The organism is Salmonella sp. 32020114201800008SM, from assembly GCF_017572025.1.
Classification (GTDB): Bacteria; Pseudomonadota; Gammaproteobacteria; order Enterobacterales; family Enterobacteriaceae; genus Salmonella; species Salmonella enterica.
On sequence record NZ_JAGEQM010000005.1, the window covers coordinates 23,182 to 41,500 of the forward strand.

Consider the following 18,319-nt stretch of genomic DNA (forward strand, 5'->3'; position numbering starts at 1 on the left):
GACAAACATCACATTAAAAAATGCAATGAACATTACTATCACTAATAATTATTTAAATGCATCACAAAAGCGCCTAAAATCTGCCCGCTTAACGCGCCCTCCACGCGCTTCACTTCTCTTCAAGGCCAGACATGACTAACAGCAACCGCATCAAGCTCACATGGATCAGCTTTCTTTCCTACGCCCTGACCGGGGCGCTGGTGATTGTCACCGGGATGGTGATGGGAAATATCGCAGACTATTTTCATCTGCCCGTTTCCAGCATGAGTAACACCTTTACTTTTCTGAACGCCGGGATTTTGATCTCGATCTTCCTCAATGCGTGGCTGATGGAAATCATCCCGCTGAAAACACAGCTACGCTTTGGTTTTATCCTGATGGTGCTGGCGGTGGCCGGGCTGATGTTCAGCCATAGCCTGGCGTTGTTCTCAGCGGCGATGTTTGTGCTGGGGCTGGTCAGCGGGATCACCATGTCGATTGGCACCTTCCTGATTACGCAACTGTATGAAGGGCGTCAGCGCGGTTCCCGACTGCTGTTTACCGACTCCTTCTTCAGCATGGCGGGGATGATTTTTCCTATGGTCGCCGCCTTCCTGCTGGCGCGTAGTATTGAGTGGTACTGGGTCTACGCCTGCATCGGCCTGGTCTACCTGGCGATTTTCATCCTGACCTTCGGCTGTGAATTTCCGGCGCTGGGTAAACATGCGCAGCACTCTCAGGCGCCTGTCGTCAAAGAAAAATGGGGCATTGGCGTACTGTTTCTGGCCGTCGCCGCGCTGTGCTATATCCTCGGTCAATTAGGCTTTATCTCCTGGGTGCCGGAATACGCCAAAGGCCTCGGCATGAGCCTGAATGACGCCGGGGCGCTGGTGAGTGATTTCTGGATGTCCTATATGTTTGGCATGTGGGCGTTCAGCTTTATCCTGCGCTTTTTCGATCTGCAACGCATTCTGACCGTACTGGCGGGTATGGCGGCGGTACTGATGTATTTGTTTATTACCGGCACGCAGGCGCATATGCAGTGGTTTATACTGACGCTGGGCTTCTTCTCCAGCGCCATTTATACCTCCATCATTACGCTGGGATCGCAGCAAACGAAAGTGGCCTCGCCTAAGCTGGTTAACTTTATTCTGACCTGCGGCACTATCGGAACGATGCTGACCTTCGTCGTCACCGGCCCGATTGTGGCGCACAGCGGCCCACAGGCGGCGTTACTCACCGCGAATGGTCTGTATGCGGTGGTCTTTGTGATGTGCTTTGCGCTCGGTTTTGTATCCCGTCATCGTCAGCATAGCGCGCCGGCTACGCATTGATAATCCTTGCCGGATGGCGACGTCGCCCTCCGGCACTCTATCCCCCTCCTGACGGGGTAGGCCTGTTGGCCTGAAAATCCCTCATTTTGTATGTTATTTGTACAAACCTGAAAAGCCTGACAATTCCGCCACTTATAAAAATCCTGACAAATCAGCCATATACCCATTAAGAGGTATATAAAGGTGAATTTGATTTACATCAATAAGCGGGGTTGCTGAATCGTTAAGGTAGGCGGTAATAGAAAAGAAATCGAGGCAAAAATGAGCAAAGTCAGACTCGCTATTATCGGTAATGGCATGGTCGGCCACCGCTTTATTGAGGATCTCCTTGATAAATCCGACGCTAGCCTGTTCGACATTACCGTGTTCTGTGAAGAACCCCGTAAAGCCTATGACCGTGTCCACCTGTCATCCTACTTCTCTCACCACACCGCGGAAGAGCTCTCTCTGGTGCGTGAAGGATTTTACGAGAAGCACGGCGTAAAGGTACTGGTTGGCGAACGCGCAATTACCATTAACCGTCAGGAGAAAGTGATTCACTCCAGCGCGGGTCGTACCGTTTATTATGACAAGCTGATCATGGCGACCGGTTCCTATCCGTGGATCCCGCCGATTAAAGGCTCCGAAACCCAGGATTGCTTCGTTTACCGTACCATTGAAGACCTCAACGCTATCGAAGCCTGCGCCCGTCGCAGCAAGCGCGGGGCGGTGGTCGGCGGCGGTCTGCTGGGGCTGGAAGCCGCCGGTGCGCTGAAAAACCTCGGCGTGGAAACCCACGTCATTGAATTTGCGCCAATGCTGATGGCGGAACAGCTCGATCAGATGGGCGGTGAGCAGCTACGTCGCAAGATCGAAAGCATGGGCGTGCGTGTACACACCAGTAAAAACACGCAAGAGATTGTTCAGCAGGGTAACGAAGCGCGTAAGACTATGCGTTTTGCCGACGGCAGCGAGCTGGAAGTCGATTTCATCGTCTTCTCTACCGGTATTCGCCCCCGCGACAAGCTGGCTACCCAGTGCGGTCTGGCCGTCGCGCAGCGCGGCGGGATCGTGATTAACGACACCTGCCAGACGTCTGACCCAGATATCTACGCTATCGGCGAGTGCGCCAGTTGGAACAACCGCGTTTACGGTCTGGTCGCACCAGGCTATAAAATGGCCCAGGTCGCCGTTGACCATATCCTCGGCAGTGAAAACGCCTTTGAAGGGGCGGATCTCAGCGCCAAGTTGAAGCTGCTGGGCGTGGACGTCGGCGGCATCGGCGACGCGCATGGCCGCACGCCGGGCGCGCGTAGTTACGTTTACCTCGATGAAAGCAAAGAAGTCTACAAACGTCTAATTGTCAGCGAAGATAACAAAACGCTGCTCGGCGCAGTACTGGTCGGCGACACCAGCGATTACGGCAATTTGCTGCAACTGGTACTAAACGCCATCGAACTGCCGGAAAACCCGGATTCGCTGATCCTGCCGTCGCACGCGGGCAGTGGTAAACCCGCTATCGGCGTGGATAAACTGCCGGACAGCGCGCAGATCTGCTCCTGCTTCGATGTGACTAAAGGCGATCTGATCGCCGCTATCAATAAAGGCTGCCATACCGTGGCGGCGCTGAAAGCGGAAACCAAAGCCGGAACCGGCTGCGGCGGCTGCATCCCGCTGGTGACGCAGGTACTGAACGCCGAACTGGCGAAACAGGGTATTGAAGTCAACAACAACCTGTGCGAGCACTTTGCTTATTCTCGTCAGGAACTGTTCCACTTAATCCGCGTGGAAGGTATCAAAACCTTTGAAGAACTGCTGGCGAAACACGGTAAAGGCTACGGCTGCGAAGTGTGTAAGCCGACCGTCGGTTCGCTGCTGGCGTCGTGCTGGAACGAATACATCCTCAAACCGCAGCACACGCCGCTACAGGATACTAACGATAACTTCCTGGCGAATATCCAGAAAGACGGCACCTACTCGGTGATCCCGCGCTCGGCGGGCGGTGAAATCACCCCGGAAGGCCTGGTGGCCGTGGGGCGTATCGCCCGCGAGTTTAACCTCTATACCAAAATTACCGGTTCTCAGCGTATCGGTCTGTTTGGCGCGCAAAAAGACGATCTGCCGGAAATCTGGCGTCAGTTGATTGAAGCCGGTTTCGAAACCGGTCACGCGTACGCCAAAGCGCTGCGGATGGCGAAAACCTGCGTCGGCAGCACCTGGTGCCGCTACGGCGTGGGCGACAGCGTCGGTTTCGGCGTGGAGCTGGAAAACCGCTACAAAGGCATTCGCACCCCGCACAAAATGAAGTTCGGCGTCTCCGGCTGTACCCGTGAATGTGCGGAAGCGCAGGGTAAAGATGTGGGTATCATCGCCACTGAGAAAGGCTGGAACCTGTACGTCTGTGGTAACGGCGGGATGAAACCGCGTCATGCGGATCTGCTGGCAGCCGATCTCGATCGCGAAACGCTGATCAAGTACCTCGACCGCTTTATGATGTTCTACATCCGTACTGCCGACAAACTGACCCGTACCGCGCCGTGGCTGGATAATCTGGAAGGCGGCATCGAGTATCTGAAATCGGTCATCATCGACGATAAGCTGGGCCTGAACGAACATCTGGAAGAAGAGATGGCGCGCCTGCGCGCAGCGGTGGTCTGCGAGTGGACAGAAACCGTTAACACCCCATCCGCACAGGTTCGCTTTAAGCACTTTATCAACAGCGACAAACGCGACCCGAACGTCCAGGTTGTGCCTGAACGTGAACAGCATCGTCCGGCCACGCCGTATGAACGTATCCCGGTCACTCTGGTGGAGGAAAACGCATGAGTCAGTGGCAAAACATCTGCAAAATCGATGACATCCTGCCGGGAACCGGCGTCTGCGCGCTGTCAGGCGGCGAGCAGGTGGCAATTTTCCGTCCTTACCATAGCGATCAGGTGTTCGCGATCAGCAACATCGACCCGTTCTTTGAGGCCAGCGTGCTGTCTCGTGGGCTGATTGCGGAACACCAGGGCGAACTGTGGGTCGCCAGCCCGTTGAAAAAGCAGCGCTTCCGCCTGAGCGATGGTTTGTGCATGGAAGATGAGCAGTTCTCTGTGAAACATTACGACGCGCGGGTGAAAGACGGCGTGGTGCAGTTGCGCGGTTAATTATTTTTGGGAGGCGCAACGCCTCCCCTTTTTTGTATTTTTTTTCATTTTAATTGTTATCACAAAATCATTTGTACTGCATCGCGGCGGCAACTGAGCAACAAATTCGTCAGGAACGAATTTGAACAGCCGCTGGCTGCCTTCGGTGAGGGACAAGGATGTCCCTCATTAATCCCCAGGAGCATAGTTCACTATGTGACTGGGGTGAGCGAGGGCAGCCAACAAAGAGGCAGTGCAAAGGATGAAGTGAGAAAAGGATAATCAAATGTTTACAGACACTATTAATAAGTGTGCGGCTAACGCTGCGCGCATCGCACGCCTGTCGGCGAATAATCCGCTCGGCTTCTGGGTCAGTTCGGCAATGGCCGGGGCTTATGTCGGTCTCGGTATCATTCTTATTTTCACCCTCGGCAATCTGCTCGACCCGTCCGTGCGTCCTTTGGTGATGGGAGCGACCTTCGGTATCGCCTTAACGCTGGTCATCATCGCCGGTTCCGAACTGTTTACCGGCCACACCATGTTCCTGACGCTGGGCGTCAAAGCAGGCACCATCAGCCACGGTCAAATGTGGGCTATCCTGCCGCAAACCTGGCTCGGCAACCTGGTCGGTTCCGTGTTTGTCGCCCTGCTTTACAGCTGGGGCGGCGGCAGTTTATTGCCGGTCGATACCAGCATCGTTCACTCAGTCGCGCTGGCGAAAACCACCGCGCCCGCCACGGTACTGTTCTTCAAAGGCGCGCTGTGTAACTGGCTGGTTTGTCTGGCAATCTGGATGGCAATCCGCACCGAAGGCACGGCAAAATTTCTTGCTATCTGGTGGTGTCTGCTGGCGTTTATCGCTTCCGGCTACGAGCACTCCGTCGCGAATATGACGCTGTTCGCCCTCTCCTGGTTTGGTCATCACAGCGACGCCTATACCCTGGCCGGAATTGGTCATAACCTGTTGTGGGTGACACTCGGTAATACTTTGTCCGGTGTCGTATTCATGGGATTGGGTTATTGGTATGCTACGCCAAAATCGGAGCGTCCGGCTCCGGCAAAAATCAATCAGCCTGAGGCTGCTGCCAATAATTAAGGGGTAATGTCGTGGACCATTTGCCTATATTTTGTCAATTACGCGACCGCGACTGTCTGATCGTCGGCGGTGGCGATGTCGCAGAACGCAAAGCACGGTTACTGCTGGAAGCAGGCGCACGTTTAACGGTCAATGCGCTAACCTTTATTCCACAGTTCACCGTATGGGCAAATGAAGGCATGTTGACTCTGGTTGAGGGACCGTTCGACGAAACGCTTCTCGACTCGTGTTGGCTGGCGATCGCGGCCACTGACGACGATACCGTCAACCAGCGCGTCAGCGACGCGGCGGAGTCACGCCGTATCTTTTGCAACGTGGTGGATGCGCCGAAAGCCGCCAGCTTTATCATGCCCTCCATTATTGACCGCTCGCCGCTGATGGTCGCCGTCTCCTCGGGCGGCACCTCCCCGGTGCTGGCGCGTCTGCTGCGCGAGAAACTGGAATCGCTGCTGCCGCAGCATCTGGGGCAGGTCGCGCGCTATGCCGGGCAACTCCGCGCCCGAGTGAAAAAGCAGTTTGCCACGATGGGCGAGCGTCGTCGCTTCTGGGAAAAATTTTTCGTCAATGACCGGCTGGCGCAGTCGCTGGCGAATGCCGATGAGAAAGCGGTTAACGCGACAACCGAACGCCTGTTTAGCGAACCGCTGGATCACCGTGGCGAAGTCGTGCTGGTCGGCGCCGGGCCGGGCGATGCCGGACTGCTGACGCTGAAAGGGTTACAACAAATCCAACAGGCGGATATCGTGGTTTACGATCGCCTCGTCTCCGACGACATTATGAACCTGGTACGCCGCGATGCCGATCGGGTCTTTGTGGGGAAACGCGCGGGTTACCACTGCGTCCCACAGGAAGAAATCAACCAGATCCTGCTGCGTGAAGCGCAAAAAGGTAAACGCGTGGTACGCCTGAAAGGCGGCGATCCCTTTATCTTTGGTCGCGGCGGCGAAGAGCTGGAAACGCTGTGTCATGCCGGTATTCCTTTCTCGGTAGTGCCGGGGATTACCGCGGCTTCCGGCTGCTCCGCCTACTCCGGTATTCCGCTAACCCATCGCGATTACGCACAAAGCGTACGTCTGGTCACGGGTCACCTGAAAACCGGCGGCGAGCTGGACTGGGAAAACCTGGCGGCAGAAAAACAGACGCTGGTGTTCTACATGGGGCTGAATCAGGCAGCGACTATCCAGGAAAAACTGATCGCATTCGGTATGCAGGCCGATATGCCGGTTGCGCTGGTAGAAAACGGTACCTCCGTGAAGCAACGCGTCGTCCACGGTGTGCTGACGCAGCTTGGTGAATTAGCGCAACAGGTTGAAAGCCCGGCGCTGATTATCGTTGGCCGGGTCGTTGGCTTACGCGATAAATTAAATTGGTTCTCTAATTATTAATTAAAATAAAGCCCTGAATAACAGGGCTTTATTTTACAACTACTCGTAATCTCAAATTATTTTTACTTAAAAGTGAATTAAGAAATCAACTTTAAATACACCAGAAAAATTTAAATAGTAATAATTCTGCCTAAAAACCCTTTTACTCGTCAAATTCACCCCTTATTCATTCATACAATAAATAACACCGTTAAGCACTCAATTTGACCTGACCTGGTTATCGGGTGATAAAATAAACACTAAAGCATAATTTTTCTTCTGGCCATTTCATCATTGCCTGTATCGCTCTCTGCATATGTTTAGTACGCAAGGAAAATATTAATTAAGGATGAACCCTATGCAAAAGAAAAAACTTATTTCTATCGCTATCGCTTTAACGCTACAAAGTTATTACATTCCGGCCATCGCCGCAGAAAATAACGATGATGAAAAAGAATGTCCCAGTAATATCTCCTCCCTGCCTAAAGAAAAACGCGCAAAACTCTCACCGACCTGCCTTGCTACACCTGAAAATGATAATCACTGGGGCTGGGTTGCTGGCGGCGTTGCTGCACTGGTCGCAGGTGTGGCTATTGGCGTTGAAAATAACGGTGGCGGAGATTCTAATCATTCTTATACCCCCCCTACGCCCGATAATGGCGGCGACGTTACCCCACCCGACGATGGCGGCAACGTCACCCCGCCTGACGATGGCGGCGATGACAATGTGATCCCACCCGATGATAGCGGCGATGATGATGTGACCCCACCCGACGATAGCGGCGATGACGATGTAACCCCGCCCGACGATAGCGGCGATGACGATGTAACCCCGCCTGATGATAGCGGCGATGACGATGTAACCCCGCCCGACGATAGCGGCGATGACGATGTGACCCCGCCCGACGATAGCGGCGATGACGATGTGACCCCGCCTGACGATAGCGGCGATGACGATGTAACCCCGCCCGACGATAGCGGCGATGACGATGTGACCCCACCCGATGATAGCGGCGATGACGATGTAACCCCGCCCGATGATAGCGGCGATGACGACGACACGCCCCCAGATGACTCTGTTATTACCTTCAGCAACGGCGTCACCATCGATAAAGGCAAAGACACCCTGACCTTCGACAGCTTCAAACTGGATAACGGCAGCGTTCTTGAGGGTGCCGTGTGGAATTATTCAGAACAGGACTACCAGTGGCAGCTCACCACCGCGGACGGTAAAACGCTGAACGTCACCGGCTGGGACGTGACCGACGCCAATGCCGCCGTGATTGAAGGCACCCAGGAAAACGGTCTCTACTGGAAGTACGACAGCCGGGGCTATCTGATTATTGCCGACGATAACACCACCGTTATCAGCGGCGATGACCAGGCGCATAATTCCGATCGCGGCATGGATATCAGCGGCCAGGATCGCACCGGCGTGATTATTTCCGGCGATAGAACCGTCAACACGCTCACCGGGGACTCCAGTGTGACCGACGGCGCCACTGGCATGGTTATCTCCGGTGACGGCACTACCAACACCATTTCGGGCCACTCAACGGTGGACAACGCCACCGGCGCGCTGATTTCCGGCAACGGCACCACCACCAATTTCGCCGGTGACATTGCCGTGAGCGGCGGCGGCACCGCCATCATCATCGACGGCGACAACGCCACGATTAAGAATACCGGTACCTCTAACATCAGCGGCGCAGGCTCCACCGGCACCGTCATTGACGGCAATAACGCCCGCGTCAACAATGACGGTGATATGACCATCACCGACGGCGGCACCGGCGGCCACATTACCGGCGACAACGTGGTTATCGATAACGCCGGGAGCACTACCGTCAGCGGCGCAGACGCCACGGCGCTGTATATCGAAGGCGACAACGCGCTCGTTATCAACGAAGGTAATCAGACTATCTCCGGCGGCGCCGTCGGTACGCGCATTGACGGCGACGACGCCCATACCACCAATACCGGTGATATCGCGGTGGATGGCGCGGGCTCTGCCGCCGTGATTATCAACGGCGACAACGGCAGCCTGACCCAGGCGGGCGATCTGCTGGTCACCGACGGCGCGATGGGCATCATCACCTATGGCACCGGAAATGAAGCAAAAAATACCGGCAACGCCACCGTACGTGATGCGGACTCGGTGGGTTTTGTGGTTGCAGGCGAAAAAAACACCTTCAAAAACAAAGGGGATATTGACGTCAGCCTTAACGGCACCGGCGCGCTGGTGAGCGGCGATATGTCGCAGGTTACGCTGGATGGCGATATTAACGTTGTCTCAGTCCAGGACAGCGAAGGCGTGTTTAGCTCAGCGACAGGGGTGAGCGTGAGCGGCGACAGCAACGCCGTTGATATCACCGGCAACGTAAATATCAGCGCCGACTACGGGCAGGATGATCTGGCTGCCGGGGCTCCCCCGTTAACCGGCGTTGTCGTCGGCGGTAACGGCAATACCGTTACCCTTAATGGCGCGCTGAATATTGATGACAACGATCTGTCCGCCACCGGCGGACAATACCTGGACGTTGTTGGCCTGAGCGTAACAGGTGATGATAACGACGTTGAGATTGGCGGCGGTATTAATATCACCCACAGTGAATATCCACTTGATGGAACCTCTGCAGACATTACCGGCATCAGCGTCAGCGGTAACAGTAACGTTACGCTAAACGGTCATTCTACCATTGATACCAACACGGTAGTGGGGGGGCACGTTGTACTGGCGCGGGTCAACAACGGCGGCTCCCTGATTCTGGGTGATGACTCAGTTGTTGACGTTAATGTCAGTTATATACCCACAGGCTATTACACCTACAACGCGTTGCTGATGGCTGATGGCGAAGGCACATCAATTGAAAATAAAGGCGATATTACAAGCCATGGCGTGTATTCCGTCATTCGCGCAGATAACGGCTCGGAAGTCAGCAACAGCGGAGATATTCTGGTCTACGCGACCAGTAGCAACAGTAGTGAGGATCGTGCAGCCATCACAAGGGCTAGTGGCGAGGGATCGGCTGTTCATAACAAAGCCGGCGGCGATATCACCCTCATTTCTGATCAGACGCCGCAGGGCAGTGGCGGTATTGAAGTATACCCATTGAAATGGTACACCCACACCTTTTACGCCATGATGGCTTCGGATTATGGCGATGTCGTTAACGATGAGGGCGCCACGATCCATTTGCAGGGGGCAGGTGTATATGGCGTTACCGCCAGCCGAGGTAAAGCACTAAACGAAGGCGATATCTATCTGGATGGCCTTGTCCCGACGCTGGACGATGAAAATAACATCACCAGCACCAGCTACTGGCAGCCATCATCGCTCTATCTCACCAGCTCAGGAATGGTGGCGGGTTCCACCGATGCCGATGGCGACGCCACCGCCATCAACACCGGCAACATTACCGTCAACAACGCCGGGTTCGGCATGATGGCGCTTAATGGCGGCACCGCCATTAACCAGGGCGTGATCACCCTGACCGCCGATGACGGCGTGACCGGCCAGGCAAACGAGCTGGTCGGGATGGCGGCGCTCAACGGCGGCGTCGTCATCAACGACACCAGCGGCGTGATTAACATCGACGCCGATTACGGCCAGGCGTTTCTGAGCGACAGTTCCAGCTACATCATCAATAACGGCTCTATCAACCTTAACGGCAGCCCGATGGATGATACTGATTCACACATGGGCGGCACGCCAACGGACAAAATCTGGATTCAGTCTCTGCCCGGCAGCGGCGACAGCGACACCAGGACCTCCGACACAGGTTTCTTCACCGCCGGTACGCTGGCCAACTACGGTACTGAAACCCTGAACGGCGATGTGGACGTTAACGGGGGCTGGCTGTACAACGAAGCGGGCGCCTCGCTCACCGTCAACGGCACCGTGACGATTAACGGCGGGGCTAACGCGCTGGCTAACTACGGGACGCTGGACGCGGACGCTATTTCCACCTGGCACAGCCTCTTTAATGAAGCGGACGGCAGCATCACCACCGATCTGTTAACCCTTAATGGCGACGTCACTTTTTACAATAACGGCGATTTCACCGGCTCCATAGCGGGCACCAGCTACCAGCAGGAAATCGTCAATACTGGCGATATGACGGTGGCGGAAGATGGCAAATCGCTGGTCAGCGGCAGCTTCTATTTCTATAACGAAGAGGACGCAACGCTTACCAACAGCGGCAGCGCGGTGGAAGGCGGCGAGAACACCATCATCAATCTGACGCGCGCCAACGATTCGCTGACCCAGGTGAACAGCGGCACCATCACCGCCACTAACGGTTACAGCGCCATCACCACGGTCAACGGCAGCAATGACCCCAAATGGATCTGGAACACCGCAACCGGCGTGATTAACGGTATTAACCCGGATGCGCCGCTAATCAATTTGGGCCGCGGCTATAACTTCGGCAACCAGGGCACTATCAACGTGCAGGGCGATAACGCCGTGGCGATTAGCGGCGGCACCAGCAGTTATGTAATTAACCTGGTCAACAGCGGCACCATCAACGTCGGCACCGAGCAGGGCAAGGAGGACGGCACCAACGGCACCGGGCTTATCGGCATCAAGGGCAACGGTAATGCCACCACCATAAACAACACCGCAGACGGCGTGATCAACGTTTACGCGGATGACTCGTATGCGTTTGGCGGCAAGACCAAAGCCATCATCAACAACGGCGAAATCAACCTGCTGTGCGACAGCGGCTGCGACATCTACGCGCCGGGTACTACGGGCACGCAGAACGACCATAACGGGACAGCGGACATCGTCATCCCGGATGCGACTACCGCCCCGACCGAGGGCAGCATCCCCACGCCGCCAGCGGATCCCAACGCGCCGCAGCAGCTCTCCAACTATATTGTCGGCACCAACGCCGACGGCAGTTCCGGTACGCTGAAAGCCAACAATCTGGTGATTGGCGACAACGTGAAGGTGGATACCGGCTTTACCAGCGGCACGGCGGAGACCACCGTGGTGGTGGATAACGCCTTCACCGGCAGCAATATCCAGGGCGCGGACAACATCACCTCCACCAGCGTGGTGTGGAACGCCCAGGGTAGCACCGATGCCAGCGGCAACGTTGACGTCACCATGACCAAAAACGCCTACGCCGATGTGGCGACCGACAGCAGCGTTAATGATGTGGCGCAGGCGCTGGACGCCGGTTACACCAACAACGAGCTGTACACCAGCCTTAACGTTGGCACCACCGCCGAACTGAACAGCGCGCTTAAGCAGGTCAGCGGTGCTCAGGCGACGACCGTATTCCGCGAAGCGCGTGTACTCAGCAACCGCTTTACCATGCTGGCCGACGCTGCGCCGCAGATCAAAGATGGTCTGGCGTTTAACGTGGTGGCGAAAGGCGACCCGCGCGCCGAGCTGGGTAACGATACCCAGTACGACATGCTGGCGCTGCGCCAGAAACTGGACTTAACCGAAAACCAGAACCTGACGCTGGAATACGGTATTGCCCGTCTGGACGGCGATGGTTCAGAAAAAGCGGGCGACAACGGCCTGACCGGCGGCTACAGCCAGTTCTTTGGCCTGAAGCACAGCATGGCGTTTGATGAAGGTCTGGCGTGGAACAACAGCCTGCGTTATGACGTGCACAACCTCGACAGCAGCCGTTCTGTCGCTTATGGCGATGTCAACAAAATTGCCGATTCCGACATGCGTCAGCAGTACCTTGAGTTTCGCAGTGAAGGGGCGAAAACTTTCACCATGATGAGTGATACGCTGAAAGTCACGCCGTATGCCGGGGTGAAATTCCGTCACACCATGGAAGGAGGCTACAAAGAGCGCAGCGCCGGAGATTTTAACCTGTCCATGAACTCTGGCAACGAAACGGCGGTAGACTCTATTGTCGGCCTGAAGCTGGATTACGCCGGGAAAGACGGCTGGAGCGCCACCGCTACCCTGGAAGGCGGCCCGAACCTGAGCTACAGCAAGAGCCAGCGTACAGCGTCATTACAGGGTGCGGCGGGTCAATCGTTCGGCGTGGATGACGGTCAAAAAGGCGGCGGCATTAATGGCCTGGCAACCATCGGCGTGAAATATAGCAGCAATGATACCGCGCTACATCTGGATGCATACCAGTGGAAGGAAGACAGTATCAGCGATAAAGGCTTTATGCTTAACGTTAAGAAAACATTTCGTTAAATAAACGACATTATATAACACTAATACAGGCCGCTTATTATTAAGCGGCCTTTTTAAATCATATCCCCTGGTAAAGATAAAGTCCTTATTTGGACTACCTGTATAGTTTAATAATTGCTATCGTACTATACGCTAAATAGATCTTATATTTATTCCATCAGTAGTGCTCGTTTTATCAACAAGGATTTTGAAATGTTTAAATTTGTAAAAATTGCCGTTGTGGCAGGGGTTCTGGCGACGCTTACCGCCTGTACTGGTCATATCGAAAACAAAAAAAATAACTGCAGCTACGATTATTTGCTGCACCCTGCAATTTCTATTTCTAAAATTATTGGCGGTTGCGGCCCGGCTGCCGATCAATAATAGAAACGACTGCGCAGATACAAAAAAACCGGGATTTCCCGGTTTTTTTACAGTTCTGATAAACGGTACGGCACAGGTGCCTTGTCCAACTTACGTTCGTTGGCAGGCCCGATAAGCTAGCGCCATCGGGCAAGCAATTACCGTTACGGTTTCGCCACAAAGCCAATGGCTTCGTAAACTGCTTTCAGCGTTTCGGCCGCACGTGCGCTGGCTTTTTCCGCCCCGTCTTTCATCACCTTCTGCAAGAACGCTTCGTCGTTGCGGAAACGGTGATAGCGCTCCTGCAACTCAGACAGCATTCCGGAAACCGCCTCCGCCACTTCACCTTTCAAATGGCCATACATCTTACCTTCAAACTGTTTTTCCAGCTCAGGAATGCTCTGACCGGTCACGGCGGAAAGAATATCCAGCAGGTTAGAGACACCCGCTTTCTCTTTCACATCATAACGTACTACCGGCGGCTCGTCGGAGTCAGTGACCGCACGTTTGATTTTCTTCACTACCGATTTCGGATCTTCCAGCAGGCCGATCACGTTATTACGGTTATCGTCCGATTTGGACATTTTCTTCGTCGGCTCCAGCAGCGACATCACGCGCGCGCCGGATTTTGGAATAAACGGTTCCGGTACTTTGAAAATATCGCCATACAGCCCGTTAAAACGCTGGGCGATATCGCGGCTCAGTTCCAGATGCTGCTTCTGATCTTCGCCTACCGGCACCAGATTAGTTTGGTACAACAGAATGTCTGCCGCCATCAGCACCGGGTAATCAAACAGGCCGGCGTTAATGTTTTCCGCATAGCGCGCAGATTTATCTTTAAACTGCGTCATACGGCTCAGCTCGCCGAAATAGGTATAACAGTTCAGCGCCCAGCCAAGCTGCGCATGTTCCGGCACATGGGACTGAACGAAAATAGTGCTCTTTTCAGGATCAATACCACATGCCAGGTACAGCGCCAGCGTATCCAGCGTCGCTTTACGTAGCTGCTGCGCGTCCTGACGTACGGTAATAGCATGTTGGTCTACGATGCAGTAGATGCAATGATAGTCATCCTGCATGTTTACCCACTGACGCAATGCCCCCATATAGTTGCCAATGGTCAATTCACCTGAGGGCTGTGCGCCACTAAAAACGATGGGCTTAGTCATTTTTTATTTCCTGGTTATCGCTATGCGGAAGCCCAAGTGCGGGCAAAAGATCGTTAAAACTGTCATAAATGACGTCCGGCTCGCTAAGGGCGATCGCTTCGCCATAATTGTAGCCGTATGTCAGGCCAACCGAAGGGCAGCCCGCCGCTTTTGCAGCCTGAATATCATTACGCGAATCGCCGACAAAAAGCATCTGCTCCGGCATCATGCCCAGCCGGCTTGCCACCAGCAACAGCGGCTCCGGATGCGGCTTCTTATTTTGCACATCATCGCCGCCGATAACCACACTAAAGTATTTGGCGATATCAAGCGATTCCAGCAACGGCGCGACGAACGGCGTCGGCTTATTCGTCACCAGACCTAATGACAATCCGCTGGCGTGCAGCGCGCCCAGCGTGTCGGCGACATGCGGAAATAAAAAGGTGCCCTCTTCCGCCACTTCGCCATAATACCTGTCGAACAGCTTACGCAGAATGCGTACCTGTTCCTCGGCAGGAATATCTTCATCAACGAGCGGTCTACCCATCGTCTTACACAGCGTGGCGCGCTCCTCGCGAGCCCAGGCCAGCGCGCGTTCCATCAATACGTCTGCGCCGTTACCAATCCAGGTAATCACGCGCTCCTCGCCCGCGACCGGCAGTTCCAGCGCATACAGCGCCATATCCACCGCCGCAGCAAGACCCGGCGCGCTATCCACCAGCGTACCGTCAAGATCAAAGGCGACGCCCCGAATATTCTGCAACTTATCCATGACTTACCTTTGCCAGCTCACTGCGCATTTCATCAATTACTTTTTTGTAGTCGGGTTTATCGAAAATTGCCGACCCCGCAACAAACATGTCCGCACCTGCTGCGGCGATCTCGCCGATATTGTTCACCTTCACGCCGCCGTCCACTTCCAGGCGAATGTCGTAACCGGAGGCATCAATGCGGCGACGCACTTCGCGCAGTTTATCCAGCGTCTGCGGAATAAAAGACTGGCCGCCGAAGCCTGGGTTCACGGACATCAGCAGGATCACATCCAGTTTGTCCATGACGTAATCGAGATAGCTGAGCGACGTTGCCGGGTTGAATACCAGCCCCGCTTTACAGCCGTGTTCTTTAATCAACTGTAGCGTGCGGTCAACATGTTCGGAGGCTTCCGGGTGAAAGGTAATGATGCTCGCGCCAGCGGCGGCGAAGTCGGGCACGATACGGTCGACTGGCTTGACCATCAGGTGGACATCAATAGGCGCGGTAATACCGTACTGACGCAGGGATTTCAGCACCATCGGGCCGATAGTCAGGTTCGGCACATAGTGATTATCCATGACGTCAAAGTGTACAACATCAGCACCGGCAGCCAGCGCTTTGGCGGTGTCTTCACCCAGGCGAGCAAAATCAGCCGACAGAATTGAGGGGGCAATCAAATACTGTTTCATCCGCTTCTCCTTGAGAATTATTTTCTTGCAGGCGTTGCGACTCCTGGTTGGTACAGAGCCAGCAGTTCGTCCACCTTTTTACGTGTGCCGCCGTTGCTGCTTATACTGCGTCTAACTTTGACGACATGCAATTTTGCGAGTTGATACCACTCGCGTGTGAGCGCCGTATCATGGTTGGAAATGAGCACCGGTATCCGGTTACTGACCAGATTCTCAGCGATTTCCGCCAGATGCGCTTGTTGCGTCAGGCTAAAACTATTGGTGTGATACGCTGTGAAGTTAGCCGTGGCGGACAACGGCGCATAAGGCGGATCGCAATAGACCACCGACGACTTGTCCGCACGCGCCATACTGTCTGCGTATGACTCACAGTAAAAGAACGCATTCTGCGCTTTTTCTGCAAAGTGGTACAACTCCGCTTCCGGGAAGTAAGGTCTTTTATAACGACCAAACGGTACATTAAATTCCCCGCGTAAGTTATAGCGACAGAGTCCGTTATAACCGTAGCGGTTCAGATATAAAAACAGTACCGCCCGACGAAAGGGGTCCTGGCAGGTGTTGAACTCCTCACGGAGTTGGTAATAGACCTCAGCCTGGTTAGTTTCAGGCATAAACAGCTCGCGCGAAGCCTGTACATACTCGTCAGTACGTAACTTCACGATGTTATAGAGGCTAATAAGGTCGCTGTTGATATCGGCGAGGATATAACGAGAAAAGTCGGTGTTAAGAAACACCGATCCGGCACCCACAAAAGGTTCGACAAGGCACTCGCCTTTTGGCAAATGTCGTTTGATATCATCAAGCAGAGGGTATTTTCCCCCTGCCCACTTCAAAAAAGCGCGATTTTTTTTCATGCTGACTAACTAATTACACCTTCTCCGGCTGTGGAGAAAGCTCCGACAGCATCCTGCGCTTTAGGCTGTGCCGCGTTGCTTTACGGCGCATTTGACGGTAGCAAATGCGCCCCTCGCGCCTGTCCTGAACAAAAATAGCTGTCAGCGACACTCACAGGCAATTGCAGGACACAGCCTGGATTATTTCAGATCGGCCTGAACCTGATGCAACGGTTTTGCCCACGGGTTTTTCGCCTGCACATCGGCAGGTAAGGTGGACACCGCACGTTTAGCATCTTCTTTCGAAGCATACATCCCCGTTACCAGCACATACCACGGTTGTCCATTACGCGTCGTCTCGTATACCACATAATTTTTCAGGTTCTCTTTCTTCGCCCAACCGTTCAGGTTGTCGTAATTTGAAGAACTACTGAGCTGCAATGTGTAGTGGCTGGATGACGCGCTCTTTAATGCGCCAACGTTGCCGGCGCTTTTCCCGCCGCCTGCGACAGGCGTCGTCGAGGCTTGCGCTGGCTTCGCGGTTTGTACCGGCGCAGCGCTTGCCGTCGCTGTCGGCGCAGCCGTCGTGGTGGTCGCTTTCGGCGTCGCGGCTGGCGCTGCCGGTTCCGTGCGTTTCACTGGCGCGACCGGTTTCTTCGGTTCCGCAGTGGTGGTTTTCGCCGTGGTCTGCGGTTTCTTAGGTTCAATGACGGCCTGTTTACGTTCCGGACGCGTGGTATGACGCTCGGCAGGTTCGCTAACCGCCGCCTGACGCGTCGTGCTGCCATTGCGAACTGGCGCGACGGTTGCAGGCTCTGTCGGCAACGTAGAGTTCACCGCAACATTGTTCATCTGCTCTGGATTCTGCGTCAGCGCATTATTCAGATCGCCCTGCACTTCCACGCGCTGCTGACCGTCAGCGACCACAGGCGACTGTCCCTGCGTCGGCGTTGAAGAAATCGGCGGCAACGAAATATCCTGCGACGTATTGCCCGCGGTTTGTTCTGCGGAGGTGGCGCCCGGCGCAGGCTGGGTCGCATTCGCCTGGTCGGCGGCGTTACCGGAAAGATCGATACTCTTTTCGCCAGAGGCCGACGGCTCGCTGGAAGACGTTGAGGGGGCTTTCAGCGCGGAGCCGATACCGATAATCAACAGCAGCAGCACCAGTACGCCAACGCCCATCATCATGTACTGACGAGAGGCTGGCTTATGGGCCGCTTTTTTACGCTTACGTGGGCGGCGTTCAACACGCTCTTCGTCCACCGTATCGTCTTCATCGGATTCGTACTCTTTTTCAACTTCAGGTTCTTCACTACGCGCTTTACGCGTACGCGTCGGACGGCGATCGTCGGCATCCAGATCAACGTCATCAAAGTTGATCTGCGGTTCACTATCGCGTTCTGAAGATTGACGAGAACGACCAGTACGACGATCGCTGGGATCGGGTTTCAGCTCGTCTTCTGGTTTGAATTCATCCATTTAACACCCCA

The 18,319-nt window shown here is 54.6% G+C and carries 12 protein-coding genes; 7 read left to right on the plus strand and 5 right to left on the minus strand.

The window, feature by feature from the left end; genetic code table 11:
- Nucleotides 1-131: 131 nt before the first annotated feature.
- The 7 genes from tsgA to J4613_RS14390 all read left to right on the plus strand — a co-directional run bounded on the left by tsgA (nucleotide 132) and on the right by J4613_RS14390 (nucleotide 13,427).
- Nucleotides 132-1,313 carry an MFS transporter TsgA gene (gene tsgA, locus J4613_RS14360; protein WP_111742223.1) on the plus strand — a complete coding sequence of 394 codons (1,182 nt, stop codon included), beginning with the start codon at nucleotides 132-134 and terminating at the stop codon, nucleotides 1,311-1,313.
- A gap of 261 nt (nucleotides 1,314-1,574) precedes the next feature.
- Nucleotides 1,575-4,118, plus strand: a complete 2,544-nt coding sequence (gene nirB / locus J4613_RS14365) for an NADPH-nitrite reductase large subunit (protein WP_000049250.1) — start codon at nucleotides 1,575-1,577, stop codon at nucleotides 4,116-4,118.
- A complete protein-coding gene (nirD, locus tag J4613_RS14370) occupies nucleotides 4,115-4,441 on the plus strand; it encodes a nitrite reductase small subunit NirD (RefSeq protein WP_000084814.1) in 327 nt (108 codons plus the stop codon). Before nirB ends, nirD begins: the two co-directional genes overlap by 4 nt.
- Nucleotides 4,442-4,706: 265 nt before the next feature.
- Nucleotides 4,707-5,516 carry a nitrite transporter NirC gene (gene nirC, locus J4613_RS14375; RefSeq protein WP_000493569.1) on the plus strand — a complete coding sequence of 270 codons (810 nt, stop codon included), beginning with the start codon at nucleotides 4,707-4,709 and terminating at the stop codon, nucleotides 5,514-5,516.
- Nucleotides 5,517-5,527: 11 nt separating this feature from the next.
- Nucleotides 5,528-6,901, plus strand: a complete 1,374-nt coding sequence (cysG, locus tag J4613_RS14380) for a siroheme synthase CysG (RefSeq protein WP_000349897.1) — start codon at nucleotides 5,528-5,530, stop codon at nucleotides 6,899-6,901.
- 328 nt (nucleotides 6,902-7,229) lie between these two features.
- Nucleotides 7,230-13,064 carry an autotransporter adhesin BigA gene (gene bigA, locus J4613_RS14385; protein ID WP_111742222.1) on the plus strand — a complete coding sequence of 1,945 codons (5,835 nt, stop codon included), beginning with the start codon at nucleotides 7,230-7,232 and terminating at the stop codon, nucleotides 13,062-13,064.
- Between the two features lie 192 nt (nucleotides 13,065-13,256).
- Entirely contained in the window at nucleotides 13,257-13,427 is a 171-nt protein-coding gene (locus J4613_RS14390; protein ID WP_000472323.1) for a YhfL family protein, read from the plus strand.
- Between the two features lie 143 nt (nucleotides 13,428-13,570).
- On the opposite strand, the gene trpS is transcribed toward J4613_RS14390, so the two are convergent.
- The 5 genes from trpS to damX form a co-directional block, all read right to left on the minus strand.
- Nucleotides 13,571-14,575, minus strand: coding sequence for a tryptophan--tRNA ligase (gene trpS, locus J4613_RS14395; RefSeq protein ID WP_000165562.1), 1,005 nt, complete (start codon nucleotides 14,573-14,575; stop codon nucleotides 13,571-13,573).
- The gene (gene gph / locus J4613_RS14400) at nucleotides 14,568-15,326 is read right to left on the minus strand and encodes a phosphoglycolate phosphatase (RefSeq protein WP_023237395.1); all 759 of its coding nucleotides are present in this window, start codon (nucleotides 15,324-15,326) and stop codon (nucleotides 14,568-14,570) included. Before gph ends, trpS begins: the two co-directional genes overlap by 8 nt.
- Nucleotides 15,319-15,996 carry a ribulose-phosphate 3-epimerase gene (gene rpe, locus J4613_RS14405; protein WP_000816286.1) on the minus strand — a complete coding sequence of 226 codons (678 nt, stop codon included), beginning with the start codon at nucleotides 15,994-15,996 and terminating at the stop codon, nucleotides 15,319-15,321. The genes gph and rpe overlap by 8 nt, the downstream gene beginning before the upstream one ends.
- A gap of 17 nt (nucleotides 15,997-16,013) precedes the next feature.
- Entirely contained in the window at nucleotides 16,014-16,850 is an 837-nt protein-coding gene (gene dam / locus J4613_RS14410; RefSeq protein WP_000742132.1) for an adenine-specific DNA-methyltransferase, read from the minus strand.
- 180 nt (nucleotides 16,851-17,030) lie between these two features.
- On the minus strand, nucleotides 17,031-18,308 hold the full coding sequence (gene damX, locus J4613_RS14415) for a cell division protein DamX (protein ID WP_111742221.1): 1,278 nt from the start codon (nucleotides 18,306-18,308) through the stop codon (nucleotides 17,031-17,033).
- Nucleotides 18,309-18,319 lie beyond the last annotated feature (11 nt).

Bases quoted from the DNA above. Each gene is read 5' to 3' on its own strand.
- J4613_RS14390 (WP_000472323.1), top strand. From the start codon at position 13,257: ATGTTTAAATTTGTAAAAATTGCCGTTGTGGCAGGGGTTCTGGCGACG.
- tsgA (WP_111742223.1), top strand. From the start codon at position 132: ATGACTAACAGCAACCGCATCAAGCTCACATGGATCAGCTTTCTTTCC.
- bigA (WP_111742222.1), top strand. From the start codon at position 7,230: ATGAACCCTATGCAAAAGAAAAAACTTATTTCTATCGCTATCGCTTTA.
- nirB (WP_000049250.1), top strand. From the start codon at position 1,575: ATGAGCAAAGTCAGACTCGCTATTATCGGTAATGGCATGGTCGGCCAC.
- rpe (WP_000816286.1), bottom strand. From the start codon at position 15,996: ATGAAACAGTATTTGATTGCCCCCTCAATTCTGTCGGCTGATTTTGCT.
- trpS (WP_000165562.1), bottom strand. From the start codon at position 14,575: ATGACTAAGCCCATCGTTTTTAGTGGCGCACAGCCCTCAGGTGAATTG.
- nirD (WP_000084814.1), top strand. From the start codon at position 4,115: ATGAGTCAGTGGCAAAACATCTGCAAAATCGATGACATCCTGCCGGGA.
- nirC (WP_000493569.1), top strand. From the start codon at position 4,707: ATGTTTACAGACACTATTAATAAGTGTGCGGCTAACGCTGCGCGCATC.
- gph (WP_023237395.1), bottom strand. From the start codon at position 15,326: ATGGATAAGTTGCAGAATATTCGGGGCGTCGCCTTTGATCTTGACGGT.
- dam (WP_000742132.1), bottom strand. From the start codon at position 16,850: ATGAAAAAAAATCGCGCTTTTTTGAAGTGGGCAGGGGGAAAATACCCT.
- damX (WP_111742221.1), bottom strand. From the start codon at position 18,308: ATGGATGAATTCAAACCAGAAGACGAGCTGAAACCCGATCCCAGCGAT.